This is a genomic window from Dactylosporangium sp. NPDC000244 (assembly GCF_040300725.1).
GTDB lineage: Bacteria > Actinomycetota > Actinomycetes > Mycobacteriales > Micromonosporaceae > Dactylosporangium.
The window spans coordinates 80,920-102,486 of record NZ_JBEPEH010000034.1 but is presented as its reverse complement, the minus strand read 5'-3'; the positions used below and the strand labels follow the sequence as shown (position 1 = coordinate 102,486).

At 70.5% G+C, this 21,567-nt stretch carries 19 protein-coding genes, 1 tRNA gene and 1 pseudogene; 12 read left to right on the top strand and 9 right to left on the bottom strand.

All coding sequences use genetic code 11. The annotated features are described in order from the left end of the window. Window positions 1-80 precede the first annotated feature (80 nt). Together ABT369_RS40260 and soxR are read left to right on the top strand one after the other, a co-directional pair. Window positions 81-788 carry a glycosyltransferase family 2 protein gene (locus tag ABT369_RS40260; RefSeq protein ID WP_350620599.1) on the top strand — a complete coding sequence of 236 codons (708 nt, stop codon included), beginning with the start codon at window positions 81-83 and terminating at the stop codon, window positions 786-788. Further along, window positions 785-1,210 (top strand): redox-sensitive transcriptional activator SoxR, encoded by a 426-nt coding sequence (soxR, locus tag ABT369_RS40255; protein ID WP_350620667.1) that lies wholly within the window; start codon window positions 785-787, stop codon window positions 1,208-1,210. The genes ABT369_RS40260 and soxR overlap by 4 nt, the downstream gene beginning before the upstream one ends. Here the strand turns inward: soxR and ABT369_RS40250 are convergent. Together ABT369_RS40250 and ABT369_RS40245 are read right to left on the bottom strand one after the other, a co-directional pair. After that, entirely contained in the window at window positions 1,207-2,160 is a 954-nt protein-coding gene (locus ABT369_RS40250) for an NAD(P)H-quinone oxidoreductase (RefSeq protein ID WP_350620597.1), read from the bottom strand. The genes soxR and ABT369_RS40250 overlap by 4 nt on opposite strands. Before the next feature lie 7 nt (window positions 2,161-2,167). Next, entirely contained in the window at window positions 2,168-2,731 is a 564-nt protein-coding gene (locus ABT369_RS40245; protein ID WP_350620595.1) for a hypothetical protein, read from the bottom strand. Window positions 2,732-2,912: 181 nt separating this feature from the next. Here ABT369_RS40245 and ABT369_RS40240 point away from each other — a divergent pair. The 3 genes from ABT369_RS40240 (at window position 2,913) to ABT369_RS40230 (ending at window position 5,490) form a co-directional block, all read left to right on the top strand. Then, window positions 2,913-3,003: transfer RNA gene (locus tag ABT369_RS40240), tRNA-Ser, on the top strand. 311 nt (window positions 3,004-3,314) lie between these two features. Next, window positions 3,315-3,866, top strand: a complete 552-nt coding sequence (locus ABT369_RS40235; protein ID WP_350620593.1) for a helix-turn-helix domain-containing protein — start codon at window positions 3,315-3,317, stop codon at window positions 3,864-3,866. A gap of 916 nt (window positions 3,867-4,782) precedes the next feature. After that, window positions 4,783-5,490: a hypothetical protein gene (locus tag ABT369_RS40230; protein ID WP_350620591.1), complete on the top strand. Its 708-nt coding sequence runs from the start codon at window positions 4,783-4,785 to the stop codon at window positions 5,488-5,490. Here ABT369_RS40230 and ABT369_RS40225 read toward each other — a convergent pair. From ABT369_RS40225 to ABT369_RS40205, 5 genes are read right to left on the bottom strand one after another with little or no spacing between them, the layout of a single operon-like run. Beyond that, complete coding sequence (locus tag ABT369_RS40225; RefSeq protein WP_350620589.1) at window positions 5,487-5,888, bottom strand: GtrA family protein; 402 nt, start codon at window positions 5,886-5,888, stop codon at window positions 5,487-5,489. The two genes, ABT369_RS40230 and ABT369_RS40225, sit on opposite strands and share 4 nt — an antisense overlap. Next, window positions 5,885-7,069 carry a dTDP-4-amino-4,6-dideoxygalactose transaminase gene (gene rffA / locus ABT369_RS40220; RefSeq protein WP_350620587.1) on the bottom strand — a complete coding sequence of 395 codons (1,185 nt, stop codon included), beginning with the start codon at window positions 7,067-7,069 and terminating at the stop codon, window positions 5,885-5,887. Before rffA ends, ABT369_RS40225 begins: the two co-directional genes overlap by 4 nt. A 15-nt stretch (window positions 7,070-7,084) precedes the next feature. Next, window positions 7,085-9,301 (bottom strand): hypothetical protein, encoded by a 2,217-nt coding sequence (locus ABT369_RS40215; protein ID WP_350620585.1) that lies wholly within the window; start codon window positions 9,299-9,301, stop codon window positions 7,085-7,087. Window positions 9,302-9,305: 4 nt separating this feature from the next. Then, window positions 9,306-10,163 carry a MaoC family dehydratase gene (locus tag ABT369_RS40210; protein WP_350620583.1) on the bottom strand — a complete coding sequence of 286 codons (858 nt, stop codon included), beginning with the start codon at window positions 10,161-10,163 and terminating at the stop codon, window positions 9,306-9,308. Next, window positions 10,163-11,476: a 3-oxoacyl-ACP reductase gene (locus tag ABT369_RS40205; RefSeq protein WP_350620581.1), complete on the bottom strand. Its 1,314-nt coding sequence runs from the start codon at window positions 11,474-11,476 to the stop codon at window positions 10,163-10,165. Before ABT369_RS40205 ends, ABT369_RS40210 begins: the two co-directional genes overlap by 1 nt. A 91-nt stretch (window positions 11,477-11,567) precedes the next feature. On the opposite strand from ABT369_RS40205, the gene ABT369_RS40200 reads away from it, so the two are divergent. The 7 genes and pseudogenes from ABT369_RS40200 to ABT369_RS40170 all read left to right on the top strand — a co-directional run bounded on the left by ABT369_RS40200 (window position 11,568) and on the right by ABT369_RS40170 (window position 20,187). After that, on the top strand, window positions 11,568-12,866 hold the full coding sequence (locus tag ABT369_RS40200; RefSeq protein ID WP_350620579.1) for an acetyl-CoA C-acetyltransferase: 1,299 nt from the start codon (window positions 11,568-11,570) through the stop codon (window positions 12,864-12,866). Window positions 12,867-12,895: 29 nt separating this feature from the next. Then, window positions 12,896-14,479: a hypothetical protein gene (locus tag ABT369_RS40195; RefSeq protein WP_350620577.1), complete on the top strand. Its 1,584-nt coding sequence runs from the start codon at window positions 12,896-12,898 to the stop codon at window positions 14,477-14,479. Between the two features lie 13 nt (window positions 14,480-14,492). After that, window positions 14,493-15,923 carry an adenylosuccinate lyase gene (purB, locus tag ABT369_RS40190; protein WP_350620575.1) on the top strand — a complete coding sequence of 477 codons (1,431 nt, stop codon included), beginning with the start codon at window positions 14,493-14,495 and terminating at the stop codon, window positions 15,921-15,923. Between the two features lie 177 nt (window positions 15,924-16,100). Next, a complete protein-coding gene (gene purS / locus ABT369_RS40185) occupies window positions 16,101-16,367 on the top strand; it encodes a phosphoribosylformylglycinamidine synthase subunit PurS (protein ID WP_350620573.1) in 267 nt (88 codons plus the stop codon). After that, window positions 16,364-17,044 carry a phosphoribosylformylglycinamidine synthase subunit PurQ gene (gene purQ, locus ABT369_RS40180; RefSeq protein WP_350620571.1) on the top strand — a complete coding sequence of 227 codons (681 nt, stop codon included), beginning with the start codon at window positions 16,364-16,366 and terminating at the stop codon, window positions 17,042-17,044. The genes purS and purQ overlap by 4 nt, the downstream gene beginning before the upstream one ends. A gap of 14 nt (window positions 17,045-17,058) precedes the next feature. Further along, window positions 17,059-19,419 (top strand): annotated as a pseudogene (gene purL, locus ABT369_RS40175) (phosphoribosylformylglycinamidine synthase subunit PurL); the annotation flags it as partial. A gap of 6 nt (window positions 19,420-19,425) precedes the next feature. Next, entirely contained in the window at window positions 19,426-20,187 is a 762-nt protein-coding gene (locus tag ABT369_RS40170) for a 2-phosphosulfolactate phosphatase (protein ID WP_350620569.1), read from the top strand. 18 nt (window positions 20,188-20,205) lie between these two features. Here ABT369_RS40170 and ABT369_RS40165 read toward each other — a convergent pair whose 3' ends face one another. Together ABT369_RS40165 and ABT369_RS40160 are read right to left on the bottom strand one after the other, a co-directional pair. Next, complete coding sequence (locus ABT369_RS40165; protein WP_350620568.1) at window positions 20,206-20,433, bottom strand: hypothetical protein; 228 nt, start codon at window positions 20,431-20,433, stop codon at window positions 20,206-20,208. A 202-nt stretch (window positions 20,434-20,635) separates the two neighbouring features. Beyond that, window positions 20,636-21,565, bottom strand: coding sequence for a glycosyltransferase family 2 protein (locus tag ABT369_RS40160; protein ID WP_350620566.1), 930 nt, complete (start codon window positions 21,563-21,565; stop codon window positions 20,636-20,638). Window positions 21,566-21,567: the final 2 nt, after the last annotated feature.

Here is a 21,567-nt window from a genome sequence, read left to right as displayed (position 1 = left end):
CCTCCTCCGCGGGAGGGTCACACGCCCGGGTGACGGGCCGCTAGTCTGATGGTCCAGCCAAAACGCCCCCGGAGTTCGTGATGAAGCTGTCGATCCTGATGCCCGTCTACAACGAGGAAGTCCGCGTTGCCGACGCAGTGAAGCAGGCCCTCGACGTCGACTACCCGACCGAGATCGAGCTGGTGATCGTCGACGACGGCAGCCGCGACCGGACGGCCGAGATCCTCCACGGGCTCACCGACGAGCGGCTCCGCGTCGTCGTGCACCCGCGCAACCGGGGCAAGGGCGCGGCGATCAAGACCGCGGTCGAGAACGCGACCGGCGACTACATGGTCATCCTGGACGCCGACCTCGAATACGACCCGCAGGACATCCCGAAGCTGCTCGAGCCGGTGCTCGACGGGCGCGCGACCGTCGTCTACGGCAACCGGACCTTCGGCTCGCACAGCTCCTTCTCGTTCTGGTACGTGATGGGCAACAAGGCCGTCACGACCGCCGCGAACATGCTCTACAACTGCTACCTCGGCGACCTGGAGACGTGCTTCAAGCTGATGCCCGTCTCGCTGTACCGCTCGCTCCAGGTGCGCTCGGCCGGCTTCGGCATGGAGGCCGAGGTGACCGGCAAGCTGCTGCGCAACCGGCACCGGCCCTACGAGGTGCCGATCAGCTACCGCGCCCGCACCCGCGAAGAGGGCAAGAAGATCACCTGGAAGGACGGGGTCGAGGCACTGTGGATCCTGTCCCGCGAACGCATGCGCAAGCCGTCCCGGACCATCGGGACCTCCTGAGCATCGGCGAGCTCTCCGCACGCAGCGGCGTGGCCCCGTCCGCGCTGCGGTTCTACGAGAAGCTCGGCCTGATCCACGCGACTCGCACCGGCGGCAACCAGCGCCGGTACGAGCGCTCCCAGCTGCGCCGCGTCTCCTTCATCCGCATCTCCGCCCAGGTCGGCGTGCCGCTGGAGACGATCAAGGAGGCGCTCGCCTCGCTGCCGGCCAACCGCACGCCCACCAAGGCGGACTGGGCCCGGCTCTCCGCCGGGTGGCGCTCCCACCTCGACGAGCAGATCCAGCTGCTCGAGCGGCTGCGGGACACGCTCACCGGGTGCATCGGCTGCGGCTGCCTGTCCCTGAAGACGTGCGCGCTGGTCAACACCGAAGACCGCCTGGCGGCGAAGGGCACGGGCCCGGTCGTGCTCATCCGCCCCTAGTTCGTCAGCAGGATCTTCCCGACGTGCTCGTTGGACTCGAGCAGCCGATGGGCCGCGGCCGCCTCGGTCATCGGGAACCGCTGGTGGATCACCGGCCGGATCATGCCCTCGTCCACCAGCGGCCAGACCTCTTCGCGCACCCCGCGGACGATCCCGGCCTTCTCGGCGGACGAGCGCGCCCGCAGCGTGGTCCCGGCGACCAGGGCCCGCTTGGTGAGCAGCTGCCCCATGTCGAGCTCCCCGCGACGCCCGCCCTGCAGCCCGATCACCACGAGCCGCCCGCCGACCTTGAGCGCGTCGACGTTCTGCTTCAGGTATGAGCCGCCCATGATGTCGAGCACCACGTCGGCCTGGACCTCCTTGGAGAAGTCGGCCGCCCGGTAGTCGATCACGCGGTCCGCGCCGAGCTCGAGCAGCCGCTCCCGCTTCGCCGCCCGCGCCGTCGCCACGACCTCGGCGCCGAGCGCCTTGCCCAGCTGGATCGCGAACGTCCCGATCCCGCTCCCGCCGCCGTGCACGAGCAGCGTCTCCCCCGGCTTGAGCCGGGCCAGGTCGACCACGTTGGAGAAGACGGTAGCGGCCACCTCGGGCAGCCCAGCCGCGTCGACCAGGTCCACGCCCTTGGGCACCGGCAGCACCTGAGCCGCGGGGACGGCCACGAGCTGCGCGTAGCCGCCACCCCCGAGCAGCGCGCACACCTCCTGCCCGGCGTGCCACCCGTGCACCCCGTCGCCGACCGCCTTGATGCGCCCCGAGACCTCGAGCCCCGGGTAAGGAGGAGCGTCCTTGGGCGGCGGATAGTTCCCCTGCCGCTGCAGCGCGTCGGCGCGGTTGACGCCGGCGGCCGCCACCTCGATCAGTACCTCGCCGTCGGCCGCGGCCGGATCGGGAACCTCACTCCACCGCAGCGCCTCGGGTCCACCGGGCCGCTCGATCGTGATCGCATGCACGCTTCCATCATCGTTGCTCCCACCACGGCCGCCACCGGTGGCCGTCACCCCATTGATGCCAGCGATGCCGCCCCTGATGCTCGTCGACGTCGACCGGCTCCTCGGTGGGCTCGGGCTCCTCGACAACGGGCTCCTCGGTCACGACCACCACCGGCACGGGCGCCGGAGCCGCCGTCGCGGCCGGCGCCTTAGGCCGCGGCGTGGTCCGCTCGACCCGCACGACGGCCTTCCTCTTCTCACCCGGCGTCTGCACCGCCGCCGGAGCCGCGGGGCTGGGCGTGACCCCAAGGTCGAGAATCGGCACAGGGGCGGCGGGAACGGTACTCATCCCCAGCGGCCCACTGGCGTTGGCCCCACGCGCACTGCCGGTCGCGGCCGGCACGGCAAACCCCCCACCCTCGGCCCGGGGCGGCCCGCCACTCCCCTTGGTGTCGTACCCCGCCGACCCGATGACGACCCCGAGCGCCGCAACCCCGACTCCCCCGACAACAAGCGCGGCGAGCGAGGGCCGGACAATACGGCGGTGCCGAGTGACGCACCCGTCCCGCGGATCGTTGAAGAAGAGGTGCACGGTCCCATCCCCCCGTCGCAGCAACCTGCCTTTCGAGTCTGCGCAGCTCACGCCCGCTTGGACGGCATTTGCCCGGCCGTGTTCGGGGGTTCACCGGCACGCGTTCGCCCGAACGACGTCCCTCACGTGGGTGACGTGCCACGCGCGGGCGGGGATCTGGCACACTTAGCGTCGTTCCGCTGGAGGGCTCGCCTAGTGGCCGATGGCGCCGGTCTTGAAAACCGGTGAGGCGTTCCGCGTCTCCGTGGGTTCGAATCCCACGCCCTCCGCCAAAGCTCAGCTAGAACGCCCGTTGACCAGCGCGAACGCAACTCAGCGGGCGTCGTCGATCTCTGTGACTGAGTCCCACTCGAACCGGCTACGGACCGCTGGTTGTGGATGAGCCGTGGATGAGACCAGCCACCCAGCCTCCCGGTTCTTCGCCAGCCTGACGTTGTAGTGCGCCTGTACCCGCTGCCACCCGCCCGCCTTTGACTGTCGATGCACCTGGCCAAGCTTCGCTGCCAACCGACAGCGCTGTGGGGCTTGCGAAGTCCGCGATCGGTAGCTGTTGGCCACAGCACCGGCCCAGGCATGAACCGCCGTGCGACCGATCGTGCTCGCCGATCACCGGCAGGACGCGAGGCTGGCCAGCATAAACCGCGGCAGGTTACAGTTATTACCGATACGGAAGGCCGGTGATTCGGTGACTAGATCTAGCGTCCTCGGCGCTGCCACGAAGGTCGAAGCCAGTGCCCATGATCATGACACCGTCGCTCAAGTGAGCGCGGCCGTAGCCCACGGGGGCGAAGTGAGTGTGCGCCTACCCGGCGGCACTGAAGTTGTGCTGCCCGAGCCGTTGGCAAAAATCTTGCGCGCCTCCGCAGAAGAGTTGTCGGCTGGTCACTCGGTGACGATCCTTGCCTCGGAGAGCCTCCTTACGCCCGCGGAGGTGGGCCAGATGCTCGGGCTGTCGCGTCCCTTCGTGGCGCGACTACTCGATCATGGCCAAATTCCGTTCGAACGATTGCCCAACAGTAATCATCGAGTAGTTAAGCTAGCCGACGTATTGGCATTTCAGGAGCGACGCGAACGCCGCCGTACTGGAAATGACCGCATAGCCGAGCTGATCGAATCGGAAGACTACCCCTATTAAGCCTCCGCGAGGATCGGTTAGCCTTGACGCGAGTTTTTGTCGACACGAACGTCCTATTTCCGTTATCCCTTATGGACATCATGTTGACCCTTGCCGAAGATGCAATCCACGAGTTCTTGTGGTCGGATGACCTTCTTGATGAGTGGCAACAGGTGATCGTTCGCGAAGGAAAGCGATCACTCGAATCTGCGGAGCGCCTCACCTCACAGATTCGAACCTTCTTCGCTGAAGGCCACGTCTCACGTCATTAATATTCAACGATCATCCCGAGTTCTGGCCCGGCAACGACAACGACAACGACAACGACAACGATGAAGACTCCAACGGCGTCGACTAAGCGCCGAAATATCTCCTCGATACATGGTCTTGCACTATGGTGTAGACGGGGCTGCCCGCGGAACAACACGATCTCCACATCGCATCGACGACTCGGGCCAGCCTTTCGAAGTCAGTCGATTCGCTATCCGAGCGGCCCTGGCCGCGCTTGAGTACCAGTTCAAATTCAGCGACTAACCGTCAGCCAGGCGTGCTGCCGACAATGAACGCCTTCCGGATCCCTGTCGGTTATTGGCATGCTAAGTGGACCGGAGAGTCATAACGGGTCCCGTTGACCGCCGGGAGAACCGAAGGACTGATGAGCTTGCTCGCCCTCGGTTAAGTGTGGCGTGGCGGATCGAGGCTGGCTAACTGCAGCCCAATCAGCCAATCCCGAGCAAACTCGCTCTCCAGCAAGTGTTCGGCGTTGCCTCCAGGCACCACCCGCCGCGCCGTAGAACTCCTCCAGCAGCTCCGGCTGCCGCGCGGGTTTGCCAGCTGCGTCTTCTCGGAGTTATCCACAGGCGCGAATTGCTTCTTGTCCGTCGCCCCAGCGAGGCGAAGCCTGGACACCATGACACGGGGGCGTTTCGGGGCCGCGATGGTGGCCGTCGCACTGCTGATCGGTGGTGCAGTCTGGTTCTGGTGGTCCCGCTCGGCGACAGCCGCCGGCTGTTCGGCCTCGGCCCCGAGGGACGCCGACGCGCCGCCGACGAACGCGTTGCTCGTGGCGGAGCAGGGCATGAGCAAGCTCGGCCCGTGGACGTTCAGCGTCGGCGCGATCGTCGCGAACCGTGCCTCCGGGCCGGCCGCGTATCGAGCAACGGTGACCTTCAAGCTGGTCGACGCCGGTGGTCGGGAGGTGGCTGCCCTCGCGCCGCGGTTGCTGCCCGTGGTGTTGCCCGGGGCTGGGCTGCCCGTAGGAGCAGTGATCGACGTGCGGCCGGAGCAAGGCATCGCCGTCGCGCGAGTCGACACTGTGGTTCAGGGTGGGCGCTGGGTGAAGGTCGAGCGGTACAACCCCTTGTTCCACCGCTATGACGTGCTCGCCGAGGCTGACGGGCCGAGTCCGCCCGACTTTCTGATGCCCGCCAACCTCGCCACGGCGCCGTGTCGTGGGCTTTCCGCCTCCGGCGGCGCGATCGTGTACCGCGATGCCGGCGGGGCGATCGTCGGGGGCGAGGCCGTTGCCTACAACGGCGAATACTGCGCCGGCACCCACGCCGGGGATCGGGTCGCGGGGCGGCACGTGCCGGACGGGATCGAGGCGCGCCGGACGCAGATCGCGGTCTACTGCGACGTCGGCTAGCGGCGGAAGGCCCACCACTTGCTCAGCTGGTAGTTGATGAGGGGGGCCGTCACGATCAGGATGGCCTGCGCCGCCAGGACGGGGATGTGGGCCAGCTCCACCAGCAACGGCAGGCCCGCGTACGTGAAGAGCAGCGCCCACAGGCAGATCACGTAGAACTTCAGGAAGCCCGAGACCACCGGGCCCTTCGACTGGAAGACCCAGCGGCGCTGCAGCGGATAGGTCGCCAGGGCGCAGCCGAAGTTGGCCAGGACCGGGATGGCCAAGTAGTGCAGGTGGTCGCGCGTGGTCAGGTAGATCGCGGTGAACAGGGCGTAGTACACCGCCGACGAGACGGCGCCGACCGCCACGTATCGCACGCGGCGGTCGGTCAGGACTCGTTCTACCGTCGTGGTCACTTGGGGCAGGCCGCGGCCGGGTGCGGGGTTCGGCGCACCGGGCGGTACGACTCCACCGCCCTGATGACGAGGTCGATGTCGTCGTCGTCCATGCCGGCGTAGAGCGGCAGGCGCAGCAGGCGATCCGCCACGTCCTCCGTCACCGGGCAGCCGTCGGTGCGGCCGTACTTCCGGCCGGCGGGCGCCAGATGCAGGGGCTGGTAGTGGAAGGTGCCCAGCACGCCCTGCTCGAGCAGGTGGCCCAGCATCGCCGAGCGGCTCTGCAGGTCCGGGAGCAACAGGTAGTACAGATGCGCGGGGTGGGTCCTGTCGGACGGGACCGTCGGCTGGATCACGCCGTGCTCCACGGCCCACGTGGCCAGGCGATTGTGGTAGCTGTTCCACACGTGCATGCGGCGGCGCTGGATCTCCGTGAAGTGCTCCAGCTGGGCCGTCAGGAACGCGGCCAGCAGGTCCGAGGGGAGGTACGAGCTCCCGAGGTCCATCCAGCGGTACTTGTCCACCATGCCCCGGAAGAACTGGCCGCGGTTGGTGCCCTTCTCCCTGATGATCTCGGCGCGGTCGTAGAAGCGCTCGTCGTTCAGGATCAGGGCGCCGCCCTCGCCGCAGTGGATGTTCTTGGTCTCGTGGAAGCTCTGCGTGGCCAGCTCGCCGATCGAGCCCAGGTTGCGGCCGCGGTAGGTGCCGCCCAGGCCGTGCGCGTTGTCCTCGATGACCACCAGATCGTGGCGGCGGGCCAGGGCCATGATGGCGTCCATCTCCACCGCCACGCCCGCGTAGTGCACGACGACGATCGCGCGCGTGCGGTCCGTGATGGCCGCCTCGATCAGGCGCTCGTCGATGTTCAGGGTGTCGGCCCGGCAGTCGACGAAGACCGGGCGGGCGCCGCGCAGGGCGTACGCGTTCGCGGTCGAGCAGAAGGTGAACGACGGCAGGATGACCTCGTCGCCGGGGCCGAGGTCGAGCAGCAGCGCGGTCATGTCCAGGGCGTGCGTGCACGAGGTCGTCAACAGGGTGTGCCGGGCGCCGATGATCTGGTTCAGCAGCTGGTTCGCGCGCTTGGTGAAGGGGCCGTCGCCCGTCATCGGGCCGTTCGCCATCGCCTGCTGGAGGTACGCGGGCTCGGCTCCGGTCAGGTACCCCTTGTTGAACGGGACGGCGAGTTGCTTCGTTGCCTTCAAAGCGCCTACCTAACGTCAGGAACGGGGCAGCTCGTACACCACGCAGACCCCGGACCGGAAGCGGAACTTCGCAAAGGTCGCAAGTCGCGGCGAAACGCTGCTCTGCGTTTCATCAACGAACAGCCACCGGACTCGGTAGCGATTGCGAAGAACGTCCACATTTTCGGGGCTCGGATCCGCGAACACGGCGTCGTTGGCGGCGAGCACCTCGGGCTTCCAGTACGGCACCGCTCCGGACCACATGCCGAGCTCGTCGGCGCGCTCGTGCGCGGTGGTGGAGAAGCCCCAGCCCTCGACGAGCATCCTCCGTTCGGAGTACGCCGTCATCGAGAAGTGGAGATTGCTGCACCGGCCGTCGAACGGCAGGCAGTGCGCATTGGTCGCGACCAGATCCGCGGGGCTGGAGTGATCCCGCAGCCAGCGACCCGCTTCCAAAGTGCCTTGGCTGATGTACCGCGGGCTGCGCACCACATCCCGCAGGCCGCTCTGCCGCGACTCCGCCGCGATGAGCACGAAGTGCTGCACGCTGGTATTCACCCCGAAGCCCAGCACTAGCCCCAATATTACGAAATGTCCGACATGTCCGTCGCGGAGCGGCGGACATGTCGTCACCCCGTACGCAAGCCCGAGCACCAGAGCCAGGGCCGCGTACGGCAGCACCAGATCCCAGACCGAGCCGTTGCGAGGAATGCTGTCCCGCCCGAGCGACTGCACGACCTGGATGATGATCACCCCGGCCACGGCCGAGACCGTCAGCACCCGCCAGCGGGACAGGCCCGCCACCGCGGCGATGCACAGGTACGGGCGCGCCGACTCGAGGAAGTAGCGCTGCGAGTCGCCGTCCTGGCCCAGCAGCATCGTCGCGGCCGCGCCCGCGATGCCGATGCCGAGCATCACGATCAGGGCCGGCGACGGGCGCCGCAGCCGGCCGATGCCCGCCCACATCGCGGCCCAGCACAGCACCGTCAGGCCGGCGAGCACCAGGAGCTTCCACGGCACCCGGTCGGTGCTGAAGCCCGTCGTCACCCCGATGCCCCCGGTGACCACGTCGGTCAGCGGCGCCAGCCGCGTGCCCTGGCTGCTGGAGCCGAACAGCAGCACCTGGGCGGCGACGATCGCGGCGACGGTGACGCCGAGCGCGACCAGCGCGGCGCGGTGACGGAACCGTTTGACCAGCACGAGCAGGGCGAGGCCGGCGGCGAGCAGGGGCAGGTAGGTCGCCTTGCCGCCGGTCACGCCCGCGAGCAGCACGGCGAAGAGCAGCCACTGCCGCCGCCCGCCCGCGCCCTGGAGCAGATCGGCGAGCACGAGCAGCACCGGGACGAACAGCAGCGCGCCGAAGGTCTGGGTCGGGCCCGTCCACGCGGTCTGGCGCAGGTAGGCGCCGTCGTCGAAGCCGCTGAAGGCGAGGTCGCGGTAGAAGGCGTTGAGCTGCCACTGGTACGGGTTGGGGGCGAGCACGAGCAGCGTCATGGCGCTCGCGGCGACGCCGGGCCACCAGCCGCCGATGACCCGGCGGGCGAGCAGCGCGACGAGCACCGGAAACGCCATGAGCATGGGCAGCATCGACAGGCGCAGCAGCAGCACGTTGGGCTCGATGCCGGTCACCCAGCTCGTCGCGGCCATCTCGGGGTAGACGAACCAGTGGTACAGCAGCGGCTCGCCCTGAATCCACGGGATCGTCATCGGCATGTGGTGCTTGGCCTCGCCCACCAGCGCGAGGTGGAACGGGCTGTCGGTGTCGGGCGAGGCGTTGGCGGGGTAGCTCAGGCCGTACACCCGGAAGAACTTGACGCTCCAGACCAGCGTGATCCCCGAGAGCGCGGTCATCGCCCACACCCACAGGGCGGGCGGGCGCTCGGCGTGCGGGTCGCGGCGCAGGTGCCGCCGCAGGCCCGGCGCGGCGGCGAAGAGCGCGACGGTGCCGAGCGGGAAGACCAGCACCAGGAGCGGGGCCCCGATGAGCCGGGCGAGGACATAGCAGAAGACCTCGCCGATGTACCCCACGACAAGCCCCGCGGCCACGTCCCCGCCGAACCAGGACGGCCCGCCGCGCAGCAGCCGCCACCAGAGGGTCCCCGGGAGCGCGATGCCGAGCGCGACGTACAGCCCGAACAGCGCGGTGCTCAGGGGCGGGACACGGTAGAACCACAGCACCGCGACCGCGGCCGCGAGCAGCAGGGCCGGACCCGCGAGCCGCCCGGAGAGCGCACCCTTGGGCGCCGCGCTCACGGGCTCAGCGGGCGCCCTCGTCAGCGTCTGCACAGCGGGGTTCAACGATCGTGCCGGTGAGGTGCGGCGCCCCTGTCCCCCGATCGTGTACGGCGATCTGCCCGTCACGCGCCGAGAACGCCACGGTCGCGGGCAGCAGGATCGGGCGCTTGAACTGGACCGACACCGTGTACCGCTCCGGCAGGCGGCCCTCGAGCGCGGCCAGGCACCGGGCCTTCGTCCACATCCCGTGCGCGATGGTGGAGCGGAAGCCGAACGCGCGGGCGAGGATTCGGCTCGTGTGGATCGGGTTGCGGTCCCCGGACGCGGCCGCGTAGTCGGTCCCCGTCCGCCTCGGCACGCGCCAGACCGCGGTGGGCTGCGGGGGCTTCGGGGGCTCGGCCGTGTCCTTCCGGTCCGACCTGCTCCCGTCGCGGCGCAGATACGTCGACCGCCCGTGCCAGACGGGCTCGCCGGCGATCGAGGCGGTCGCGACCATGTCGAACTGCGTGCCGCGCTCGTGGGGGCGGAGGTCCTCGGCGCGTACCGACAAGGAGAACGCGTCCGAGGACGTCAGCGGGCGGAGGACCTCGATCGCGTTGGCCACGTGCACCACGCCCAGCACCGGGAACGGGAAGTCCGCGGCCGTCATGAGCGCGAGGGCGAGCGGGAACGCGAGGACGTGCGGGTAGGTCGCCGGCAGCTCGTCGCGCAGCCGGAACCCGCACGCCCGGTCGTACTCCGCGAGGTGCGCGAGGTCGACGCGCACCTCGTCGAGGCGCAGCTCCCGCTCGGGAAGCGTGCCGCCGCGGGGCCGGCGCAGGGCGGCGGCGCGGTAGAGCGGGCCGAGCCGGGGCGGCGCCGCGAGGACGGTGGTCTCCATCAGGCCCCCAGGAGGCTCTGCCCGCACACCCGCACGACGTTGCCGTTGAGCCCGCCGGACGCCGGGTGGGCCAGCCAGGCGATCGTCTCGGCCACGTCGACCGGCAGCCCGCCCTGGGACATGCTGTTGAGCCGCCGGCCGCCCTCGCGCACGAACATCGGCATGGCCGCGGTCATCCTGGTCTCGATGAAGCCGGGCGCGACCGCGTTGATCGTGAGCCCGCGCTCGGCGACCGCGCCCGCGCTGGCCTGCACCAGCCCGATCACGCCGGCCTTCGAGGTGGCGTAGTTGGTCTGGCCGCGGTTGCCGGCGATCCCCGAGACCGAGGACACCGAGACGATCCGGCCGTTGCCGCCGAGCAGGTTCTCGGCGAGCAGCACGTCGTTGATCCGCTCCTGGCCGGCGAGGTTCACGTCGATCACCGAGGCCCACTGCCCCTCGTCCATGCGCCCGAGGGTCTTGTCCCGGGTGATCCCGGCGTTGTGCACGAAGATGTCCGCGTGCACGTGCCGGGTGGCGATGAAGTCGGCGAGCCGGCGCGGGGCGTCCCCGGCGGTCAGGTCCAGCTGCAGCGCGGTGCCCTTCAGCTCGTTGGCGACCCGCGCCAGCTCCTCGCCGGCCGCGGGCACGTCGAGGCAGACCACGTGCGCGCCCTCGCGGGTGAGCACCTCGGCGATGGCCGCGCCGATGCCGCGGGCGGCCCCGGTGACCACGGCGGTGCGGCCCACGAGCGGCTGGTCCCAGTCGTCGGGCACGTCCACGGCGGCGGGGCCGATGCGGATGACCTGGCCGGAGACGTACGCCGAGCGCCCCGACAGCAGGAAGCGCAGGGTGGACTCGGTCGCCTCCTCGGCCCCCGGCGCCACGTAGACCAGCTGGGCCGTCGATCCGCGGCCGATCTCCTTGCCGACCGAGCGCACGAACCCCTCGAGCGCCCGCTGCGCGGTGGCCTCCCGGGCGCTCGTGCACAGCTCGGGCGGACTGCCCAGCACGATCACCCGGCCCGACGGGCGCAGCGAGCGGATCACCGGGTGGAAGAATTCGTAGAGCGCGCGCAGGCCGGCGCTGTCGGTGATGCCCGTGGCGTCGAAGATGAGCGCGGCGGGCCGCTCGCCGTCGCCGAGGACGGTCGGCAGCTTGTCGAGGATGTGCCGGGTCGGCTCGGCCAGCCGCCCGTCGCCGCCGAGGGTGACCGGCCCGAGTCCCTCCCCGGCCCGGAAGCGGCGAAGCGGCGGCGGATCCGGCAGGCCGAGGCGTCTGACCAGGAACCTCCCGGCGCCCGAGTGGGCGAAGGTCGCGTAGCGATCGGTCATTGCGTGCCTCCCCAGTCACAACTCCGCGCGCTAACCTACTCATGAGTAGGGTAGCGCCAGAATGCCCTGCCCCGTCGAGAAGGAGACTCCGATGGCCCCCTCGAATGCCCCCTCGGAACCCCCCGTCCGAGTCGCGGTCGTCGGCGGCAACCGCATCCCCTTCGCCCGCTCGGGCAGCGCCTACGCCACTGCATCAAACCAGGACATGCTGACCGCCGCCATAGACGGGCTCGTGGCCCGCTTCGGCCTCGCGGGTGAGCGGCTGGGCGAGGTCGCCGCCGGTGCGGTGCTCAAGCACAGCCGCGATTTCAACCTGACACGGGAATCCGTGCTCGGCTCGCGGCTCGACCCGCGGACCCCGGCGTACGACGTGCAGCAGGCCTGCGGCACCGGGCTCGAGGCGGCGATCCTGGTCGCCAACAAAATCGCCCTCGGGCAGATCGAGGTGGGCATCGCCGGCGGCGTCGACACCACCTCGGACGCGCCGCTCGGCGTCAACGAGGACGCCCGGCGGATCATGATGGAGCTCAACCGCTCCCGCTCGCTCGGCGCCCGGCTGCGCGCGGTGAGCCGGTTCCGCCCGGCGCAGCTCAAACCGGACATTCCGCGCAACGCCGAGGCGCGCACCGGGCTGTCGATGGGCGAGCACGCGGCGCTGACCGCGGCCGAGTTCGGCATCGGCCGCGAGGAGCAGGACGAGCTGGCGCTGGCCTCGCACCAGCGGCTCGCCGCCGCCTACGAGCGCGGGTTCTTCGACGACCTCGTCACGCCCTACCTCGGCCTCGCCCGCGACCAGAACCTGCGCCCGGACACGTCGCCGGCGAAGCTGGCCGGGCTCAAGCCGGTCTACGGGCGCGGCCCCACCGCGACCATGACGGCCGGCAACTCCACGCCGCTCACCGACGGCGCCGCCGTGGTGCTGCTGGCCTCGGAGGCCTGGGCGAAGGCGCGCAAACTGCCGGTGCTGGCGTACTTCGGGGCCACCGAGACGGCCGCCGTGGACTTCGTGAGCGGGCAGGACGGGCTGCTCATGGCCCCGGCGTACGCGGTACCCCGGCTCCTGGCCCGCTCCGGCCTGACGCTGCGGGACTTCGACTACTACGAGATCCACGAGGCCTTCGCCTCGCAGGTGCTGGCCACCCTCAAGGCCTGGGAGGACCCGCGCTTCTGCGAGGAGCGCCTCGGCCTCGACGAGCCGCTGGGCGCGATCGACCGCGCGAAGCTCAACGTGAACGGCTCGTCCCTGGCCGCCGGGCACCCCTTCGCCGCGACCGGCGGCCGGCTCGTGGCCACCCTCGCGAAACTGCTCGCCGAACGGGGCTCCGGGCGCGGCCTGATCTCCATCTGCGCGGCGGGCGGCCAGGGCGTCACGGCCATCTTGACGCGCTGAAAGTGCGCCGGGCCCATAGCATCGACGGCATGACCGTCCAGCCCACGATGCTGCGCCCGGCCACCCCCCGACCCGCCTGGCAGGTGGTCGTCGGCCTCGTACTGGTGCTCCCGGCACTGGTGCTGCTCATCACCTCCTACGTCGAGCCCGTGTTCTGGACCTTCAAGAGCTCGTTCAACCGGCTCAGCGGCCTGCGGACGTTCTCCGGCGACGCGACGGGCGAATCCGTCGGGTTCGACAACTACCGCAAGGCGTTCGAGAACGGGCTGGGCGGCGCGATCGGCACCACGCTGCTGCTCGCGCTCCTGCCGCTGCTCGCCGTGGTCGTGGTCGCCCCGGCCGTGGCCTGGGCCGCCGAGACCACCGGCCGCACGGGCCGCTGGGTCGCCCGCGGCCTGCTGACCTTTCCGCTGGTCGCGTTCACGCCCTTCGGCATCGCGGTCGCGCACTTCGCCGACGGGCACTCCCAGCTCTCGGCCTTCTGGCTGGGCACCTTCGGCGTCGTCACGGCGGCCGCCGCCCTGCTCTACCTGGCCGCCTTCCGCAGCGGCCGCAGCCCGTGGCCCGGGGTGGTCCTCGGCGGACTGCTGGCCGTGCTGACCGTGATCGGCCTGGCCCTGCAGGAGTTCGCGTTCGCGCAGGTCTTCCAGGAGGCCTCGCCGGTGCTGCAGATGACGCGGTACGGATTCGTCAACTTCAACTTCGGCGTCGCCACCGCGATCTCGTCGGTCCTGCTGGTGCCCCTGATGCTGCTCGGCGCCGCCGCGACCGTCCTGATCATCGTGACCAACCTGCGCTTCCAAGTCACCGGCCAAGTCACCGGCCAAGTCACCGGCGTCGTCCGCGAGGGGCGCGCCTGGGGCTGGGGCCCGCTGGGCGGCCTGCTGCTCATCGTGCTCGTCGTCACCCTGATCGGGATCTGGCCCTGGCTGAGCCGCATCACCGACGACAACGACAAGCTCCCGGCGACCTTCGCCAACACGTGGCTGCCGCCCCTGATCTCCACGCTCATCGGGGTGACCGTGGCCGGGCTGGCCGCGTTCGGCATCAGCGGCCTGCGCCCCCTCGGCCGCTACAGCGAGCTGCTCCTGCTGCCGTTCGGCCTGTTCCTGTTCGTCGGGGTCGGGCCGCTCGTGCTGCGGGAGTACGCCGCGGGGGCGACCGCCGGCCGGCTCAACACGTTCCTCGCCCTCGTCCCGCCGTCGCGGGTGACCATCCCGGCGCTCATCCTGCTGGCGATGCTGTTCCGCGGCCAGGCGCTGCGCCGGGAGGTGCTGCACCAGGAGGGGCGGCCGGCCTCCTGGTGGTCGGTGATCTGGCCCGGGCTGCCGATGCTCGGGATCGCCTACCTGGCGACCTGGTTCGTGCAGGCGCAGGACGCGCTGTGGCCCTTCGTCAACGGCACCAACACCCATCCGACCGGGACCTACGCGGTGATGATCACGATGCAGCAGTACGGCCGCCACCTGGACGAGCTGCCGCTGGCCCGGCTCCTGCCGCTGCCCATGCTGCTGCTGTTCCTGGTGCTCGGGCTCGCGGCCCAGCTGCTGTACGCCGACCGTGTCGCTCTGCACTACGGCCAGCCCGAGCGTGATCACCCGCCGCGGACGTAGTCACAATGGAGGCGTGAACAAAGCGCGGATTCCCGATGTGCTCGCCGCCCGTTACGCCTCGCCCGAGCTGGTCGAGGTCTGGTCGCCCGAGGAGAAGGTCCGGCTGGAGCGCCGGCTCTGGCTCGCCGTGCTCAAGGGCCAGCGCGACCTCGGCGTGGCGGTGCCGGACGGGGTCGTCGAGGCCTACGAGCGGGTCCTCGACGACGTCGACCTGGTCTCGATCGCCGAGCGCGAGCGGGTCACCCGGCACGACGTGAAGGCCCGCATCGAGGAGTTCTCCGAGCTGGCCGGGCACGAGCACATCCACAAGGGGATGACCTCCCGCGACCTCACCGAGAACGTCGAGCAGCTGCAGATCCGGATCTCCCTCGAGGTGGTCCGGGACCGGATGGTGGCGACGCTGGCCCGGCTCGCGGCGCGGGCGAAGCAGTACGACGAGCTGGTCATGGTCGGCCGCTCGCACAACGTGCCCGCGCAGGCCACGACGCTCGGCAAGCGCTTCGCCTCCGCGGCCGAGGAACTGCTCATCGCGTACCGCCGCCTGGACGAGCTGATCGAGCGCTATCCGCTGCGCGGCATCAAGGGCCCGGTCGGCACCGCGGCCGACCAGCTCGACCTCTTCGGCGGCGACGCGGGGAAGGTCGCCGAGCTGGAGCGGAAGGTGGCCGAGCACCTCGGCTTCCGCAACGTGCTGACCTGCGTCGGCCAGGTGTACCCGCGCTCGCTGGACTTCGACGTGGTGTCCGCGCTGGCCCAGGCCGTCGCCGGCCCGTCGAGCCTGGCCACCACGATCCGCCTGATGGCCGGCTACGAGCTGGTCACCGAGGGCTTCAAGGCGGGCCAGGTCGGCTCATCGGCGATGCCGCACAAGATGAACACGCGCTCCTGCGAGCGGGTCAACGGGCTCGCGGTGATCGTGCGCGGCTACCTGTCGATGGTCGGCGAGCTGGCCGGCGACCAGTGGAACGAGGGCGACGTGTCGTGCTCGGTCGTGCGGCGGGTGGCGCTGCCGGACGCGTTCTTCGCGGTCGACGGGTTGTTTGCGACGTTTTTGACGGTACTGGACGAGTTTGGCGCATATCCGGCGGTCGTGGCGCGGGAGCTGGATCGGTACCTGCCCTTCCTGGCCACCACCCGGGTCCTCGTCGCGGCTGTCGGGCGCGGCGTCGGCCGTGAGGATGCTCACGAAGCCATCAAGGAGCACGCCGTCGCCGTGGCGCTCGCCATGCGCGAAAAGGGCATCCAGGACAACGACCTCCTTACCCGGCTGGCCGGCGACGAGCGGCTGCGGCTGTCCACGGGCGACGTGCAGGCCCTCGTGGCCGACCCGTCAGCGTTCGTCGGAGCGGCATCGGCCCAGGTGGCGGCCATCGTCGAGCAGGTCTCGGCGGTCGTGGCGGCCCACCCTTCGGCGGGTGCTTACGTGCCACCTCCCATCCTCTGAGCGTCGATCTTGGGCTTCTCGGCGGATCGGTAAGATGCGAGTCGGGCGATGTTCTCTAGGGCTTCGCCGCGTGGTCGTCCGAACCGTGTGACACGGGCGGTGATCTGCGGCGGAGCCCCGCCCGGTAGGCTCGTGTCGCTCGCCCTCGAGCGCCCGACTCAACGTCAGGAGTGCCCCGTGGCCCGCGTCGTGGTGGACGTCATGCTCAAACCGGAGATCCTCGACCCGCAGGGTCAGGCCGTCGCGAACGCGCTTCCGCGTCTCGGCGTGGACGATGTCGCCTCCGTGCGCATCGGCAAGCGGATCGAGATCGAGTTCGCGGGCTCCGCGGACCTCGACCGCGCCCGTGAGATCGCCGACAAGCTGCTCGCCAACCCCGTGATCGAGGACTTCACCCTGCGGGTCGAGGAGCAGCCGGAGCCGGCGGAGGTCGAGGAGCAGTGACCGCCCGCATTGGGGTCGTCACGTTCCCCGGTTCGCTCGACGACCGCGACGCCGCCCGTGCCGTGCACCTCGCCGGGGCCGCGGCCATCCCGCTGTGGCACGCCGACGGCGACCTCTACGGGGTGGACGCCGTCATCCTGCCAGGCGGCTTCTCCTACGGGGACTACCTGCGCGCCGGCGCCATCGCCCGGTTCTCCGCGGTCATGGACTCGATCGTGAAGGCGGCCGGCGAAGGGCTGCCCGTGCTCGGCATCTGCAACGGCTTCCAGGTGCTCTGCGAGGCCCACCTGCTGCCGGGCGCGCTCACGCGCAACCAGCACCTGCACTTCCGCAACCGCGACCAGGGCCTGCGGATCGAGAACAACACGACCGCGTGGACGGTCGGCTTCCAGCCGCGCCAGGAGATCGTCATCCCGGTCAAGAACGGCGAGGGCTGCTACATGGCCGACGCGCGGACCCTGGACGAGCTCGAGGCGGAGGGGCGGGTCGTCGCGCGGTACATCCGCGGAAACCCCAACGGTTCGCTGCACGACATCGCGGCGATCAGCAACGCAGCCGGCAACGTCGTCGGGATCATGCCCCACCCGGAGCACGCGGTGGAGGTGCTGACCGGTCCCTCGATCGACGGGCTGGGCATCTTCACGTCCGTGCTCGCTCACCTTGGAGCCCGTGTATGACCGCGGAAACGTTCGACACCGTCGATGAGGCCGCCAAGACTCCGGACGACGAGCAGCCCTATGAGGAGCTGGGTCTGCGGGAGGACGAGTACCAGCGCATCCGCTCGATCCTGAGCCGCCGCCCGACCACGTCGGAGCTGGCGATGTACTCGATCATGTGGAGTGAGCACTGCTCGTACAAGAGCAGCAAGGTCCACCTGCGCCAGTTCAGCGAGAAGGCCCCCAAGTCCGACCTGATGCTCGCGGGCATCGGCGAGAACGCGGGCGTGATCCGCATCTCCGACGAGATCGCGGTCACCTTCAAGGTCGAGTCGCACAACCACCCGAGCTTCGTCGAGCCGTATCAGGGCGCGGCCACCGGCGTGGGCGGCATCGTCCGCGACATCCTCGCCATGGGCGCCCGGCCGGTCGCGGTGATGGACCCGCTGCGCTTCGGCGCCGCCGACCACGAGGACACCAAGCGCGTCCTGCCCGGGGTCGTCGCCGGCGTCGGGGGCTACGGCAACTGCCTCGGCCTGCCCAACATCGGCGGCGAGGTCGTCTTCGACCCGTGCTACCAGGGCAACCCGCTGGTCAACGCGCTCTGCGTGGGCGTGCTGCCGGTCAACCGCCTGCAGAACAAGGAGGCGCACGGCCCCGGCAACATCGTCGTGCTCCTGGGCGCGAAGACCGGGCGCGACGGCATCGGCGGCGTGTCGGTGCTGGCCAGCGCGACCTTCAACGCCGACGGCCCGGCCCGCCGCCCCTCGGTGCAGGTCGGCGACCCGTTCATCGAGAAGCTCCTCATCGAGAGCTGCCTGGAGCTGTACGAGCGCGACCTGATCGTCGGCGTCCAGGACCTCGGCGGCGCGGGTCTGACCTGCGCCCTCACCGAGACCAGCGCCTCCGCCGGCACCGGCATGGACATCAACCTGGACACGGTGCCGCTGCGCGAGGCCTCGATGGACCCGCAGGAGGTGCTGGCCAGCGAGTCGCAGGAGCGCATGCTGCTCATCGTCGACCCGGCCAAGCTCGAGGAGGTGCTGCGCGTCGCCGAGCGCTGGGGCGTCATCGCCACCGCGATCGGGACCGTCACCGAGACCGGCCGGCTGGTCATCACCTGGAAGGGTGAGACCGTCGTCGACGTGCCGCCGGGGTCGCTGGTCGACGACGGCCCGGTGTACGCCCGGCCGATGCGCGAGCCCGCGGACCTCATTCTGCTGCAGGCCGACCGCGCCGAGACGCTGCCCCGCCCGCGCACCGGCGTCGAGCTGCGGGAGACCCTCCTGCGGCTGGCCGCCAGCCCCAACCTGTGCGACAAGAGCTGGGTGACGGAGCAGTACGACCGGTACGTGCAGGGCAACACGATCCTCGCCCAGCCCGAGAACGCCGGCGTGATCCGCATCGACGAGCAGAGCGGCCTCGGCGTCGCCCTGTCGGTGGACGGCAACGCGCGCTTCGCCCGCCTCGACCCGTACAACGGGGCCAAGCTGGCGCTCGCCGAGGCCTACCGCAACGTGGCCGCGTCCGGCGCCACCCCGCTCGCCGTGACCAACTGCCTCAACTTCGGCTCGCCGGAGGACCCGCAGGTCATGTGGCAGTTCGCCGAGGCCGTCCGCGGCCTGGCCGACGGCTGCGCGGAGCTGGGCATCCCGGTCACCGGCGGCAACGTCTCCTTCTACAACTCCACCGGCACGCAGGCCATCCACCCGACCCCGGTCGTGGGCGTCCTGGGCATCATGGGCAACGTCGGCAGCCGCGTCCCGATGGGCTTCGGCGGCGACAGCGACCTGATCGTGCTGCTGGGCGAGACCACGGAGGAGCTCTCGGGCTCCGAGTGGGCCTGGGTGACCCACTCGCACCTGGGTGGCCTGCCCCCGCGCGTGAACCTGACCCGCGAGCGCATCCTGGCCTCGGTCCTGACCGAGGCGGGCGAGCGCGGCCACCTGTCCAGCGCGCACGACCTCTCGGACGGCGGCCTGGCCCAGGCTCTGGTCGAGGCCACCCTGCGCTACGACTGCGGCGCGAACATCAACCTGCCGGAGGGCCTGAACCCGTTCGTCGCCCTCTTCTCCGAGTCGACGGCCCGGGCCCTGGTGTCCGTCCCGCGCGGCCACGAGAAGGCGTTCACCGCCCTGTGCGCCCAGCACGGCCTCCCGGCCACGGTGATCGGCTCGGTCGACGGCCGCAGCCGCACGCTGGACATCCGCGGCCAGTTCACGATCGCCCTGGACGAGCTGCGGTCCGCCTGGATGGGCACCCTGCCGTCCCTGTTCGGCGAGGTGTCGACGGAGGCCCCGGCCTACCGCGCCCCCTCGCCGGAGTTCGACAGCGTCTTCGAGAACATCGAGGCCCCCGAGGTGCCGCACGCCCCGCTAGACACCGACGAGACCTGACCTCGAATGGCTGAGGGCGTCTACAGCCAGCCCGGCTCGGGCGCCCGTTTCGACTGGGGCCCAGCGGGCGCGGCCGAACTGGCCCGCGTCTGCTCGGTCCTGGTGGTGGTGGACGTGCTGTCCTTCTCGACCGCGGTGGACGTCGCGGTGAGCCGGGGCATCCGCGTCCACCCGTTCCCCTGGAGCGACCAGGCCCACGCGTACGCGACCCGCCTGGGCGCGGCCGTGGCGGTCGGCCGCCGGCAGACCACCGCCGACCACCCCTGGAGCCTGTCCCCGGCCGCCCTGCAGTCGGCCCCGCTGGTCGACCAGCTGGTCCTGCCCTCCCCGAACGGCGCCACGATCTGCTCGGCCGCGGCGTCGACGGGCGTCCCGGTGGTGGCCGCGTGCCTGCGCAACGCCCCGGCGGTGGCCCGCTGGCTGCACGCCCACGGCCACGGCACCCCGACGAGCGCGGTGGGGGTGATCGCGGCGGGCGAGCTCTGGCCGGACGGCACCCTGCGCCCGTGCGTCGAAGACCTCCTCGGCGCGGCCGCGGTGCTCGACGGACTCTCGATGCTGGGCGCGCCGCTGTCGGTGGAGGCCGCGGTCTCCTTGGCCGCCTTGGCCGCGGTGCGCAACGTGGGGGCGGCGGTGCGGCGGTGCGTGAGCGGGCAGGAGCTGATCCAGCGGGGCTTCTCGGAGGACGTGCGCCTGGCCGCCCAGTCGGGCGTCTCCCACACGGTCCCGATCATGACCGACGGCGAGTCGTTCGCCTCGGCCGCCTAGCCGACGTCGCGGTGAGGGCTACTCGCAGCCGTCGTCGAACTCGCTGAGCCGGTCCGGGGGCACCATCCGCAGGTCGCCGACGTCGAGCCCGTGTGCGTGCAGGAGTCGCTGCAAGCCGGCGACGGTCACGAAGGACCGGGCGCCCAGCGGGGAGACCGCCTCGAACCAGGTGCGGCGGCCGCTGTCGTCGAAGTCGCCGACGGTCTCCTCGACCCGCCAGCCGTTCGCGTGGAGCACGACACCCATGCAGCCATGATCGCTCGGCGTTTTCGCTGGTCAAGTGGGCGTTGGGAACTACAGCGGTGATATTCGCGAGCCGCCGTTGCCGGAACGACTCGGCGCATCAGCTACCGCGCCGTGACCGGTCCGTCCGGCCCGAGCGCCAGGTGCCTGCGCGAGGACGCGAGCACGTCCTGACCGGCTGGCGCGGCGTCAGGACAATCGGGGCTCAGCCCTCGCTCTTGAGGAAGTGTTCGCGGACCACGTACGTCGGGCGGCCCATGCCGTGGGCGTGTACGCGTCCGAGGTACTCCCCCAGCACCCCGATCCCGATCATCTGCGCCGACGAGAAGATCGTGATCAGTGAGGCGAGCGTCGTGAAACCGGCGACCTTCGTGTCCCCGGTGAAGTAGAGCCACACGAGGCGCAGGGTGAGCAGCACCCCGCAGACGCCGATGAGGAAACCCAGGTACGTCACGAGCCGCAGCGGCTTCGTGGAGTAGCCGAGGATCATGTTGATCGCGTGCTTCATGAGCGACCGGAACGTGAAGCCCGACCGCCCCTCGGTGCGCTGGTCCATGCGTACCACGACCGAACCGACTCGGGTGGTGGTCCAGGACAGCACGATGTCCACGGACACGTGCGGGCCGCTCACCTGGTCGAAGCCGGACCGCAGGAAGGTGCGGAAGATGCGAAGCGCGCCGAGGACGTCCGCGTTCGGGATGCCCATGGTGCGGCCCATCACCAGGTTCTTGGCGCCCCACGAGCTCAGGTTGCGCAGCAGGCCGTGCTCCTCGGCCTCGGAGACCGCGTAGACCACGTCGAGGTCGTCGGTGAGTGCGGCTACGAGCTTGGGCAGCTCCTCCGGCGGATGCTGCAGGTCGTCGTCCATGGTGATGATCCGCTCGCAGGACGCGGCCCGGATGCCGGCGATGAGCGCGTTGTGCTGGCCGTAGTTGCGGGCCATCCGGATCGCCTGCACGTGGGGGTGTTCGGCGGCCAGGTCGCGGGCGACGTCCCAGGTGGCGTCGGTGCTGTCGACCACGAGGATGATCTCGTGCACCGGGTCGATCACCGGCAGGACCGCGCCCAGCCGCTGGACCAGCCGCGGCAGGATGCTCGCCGAGCGGTAGCAGGGGACGACGACGGAGACTGACACGC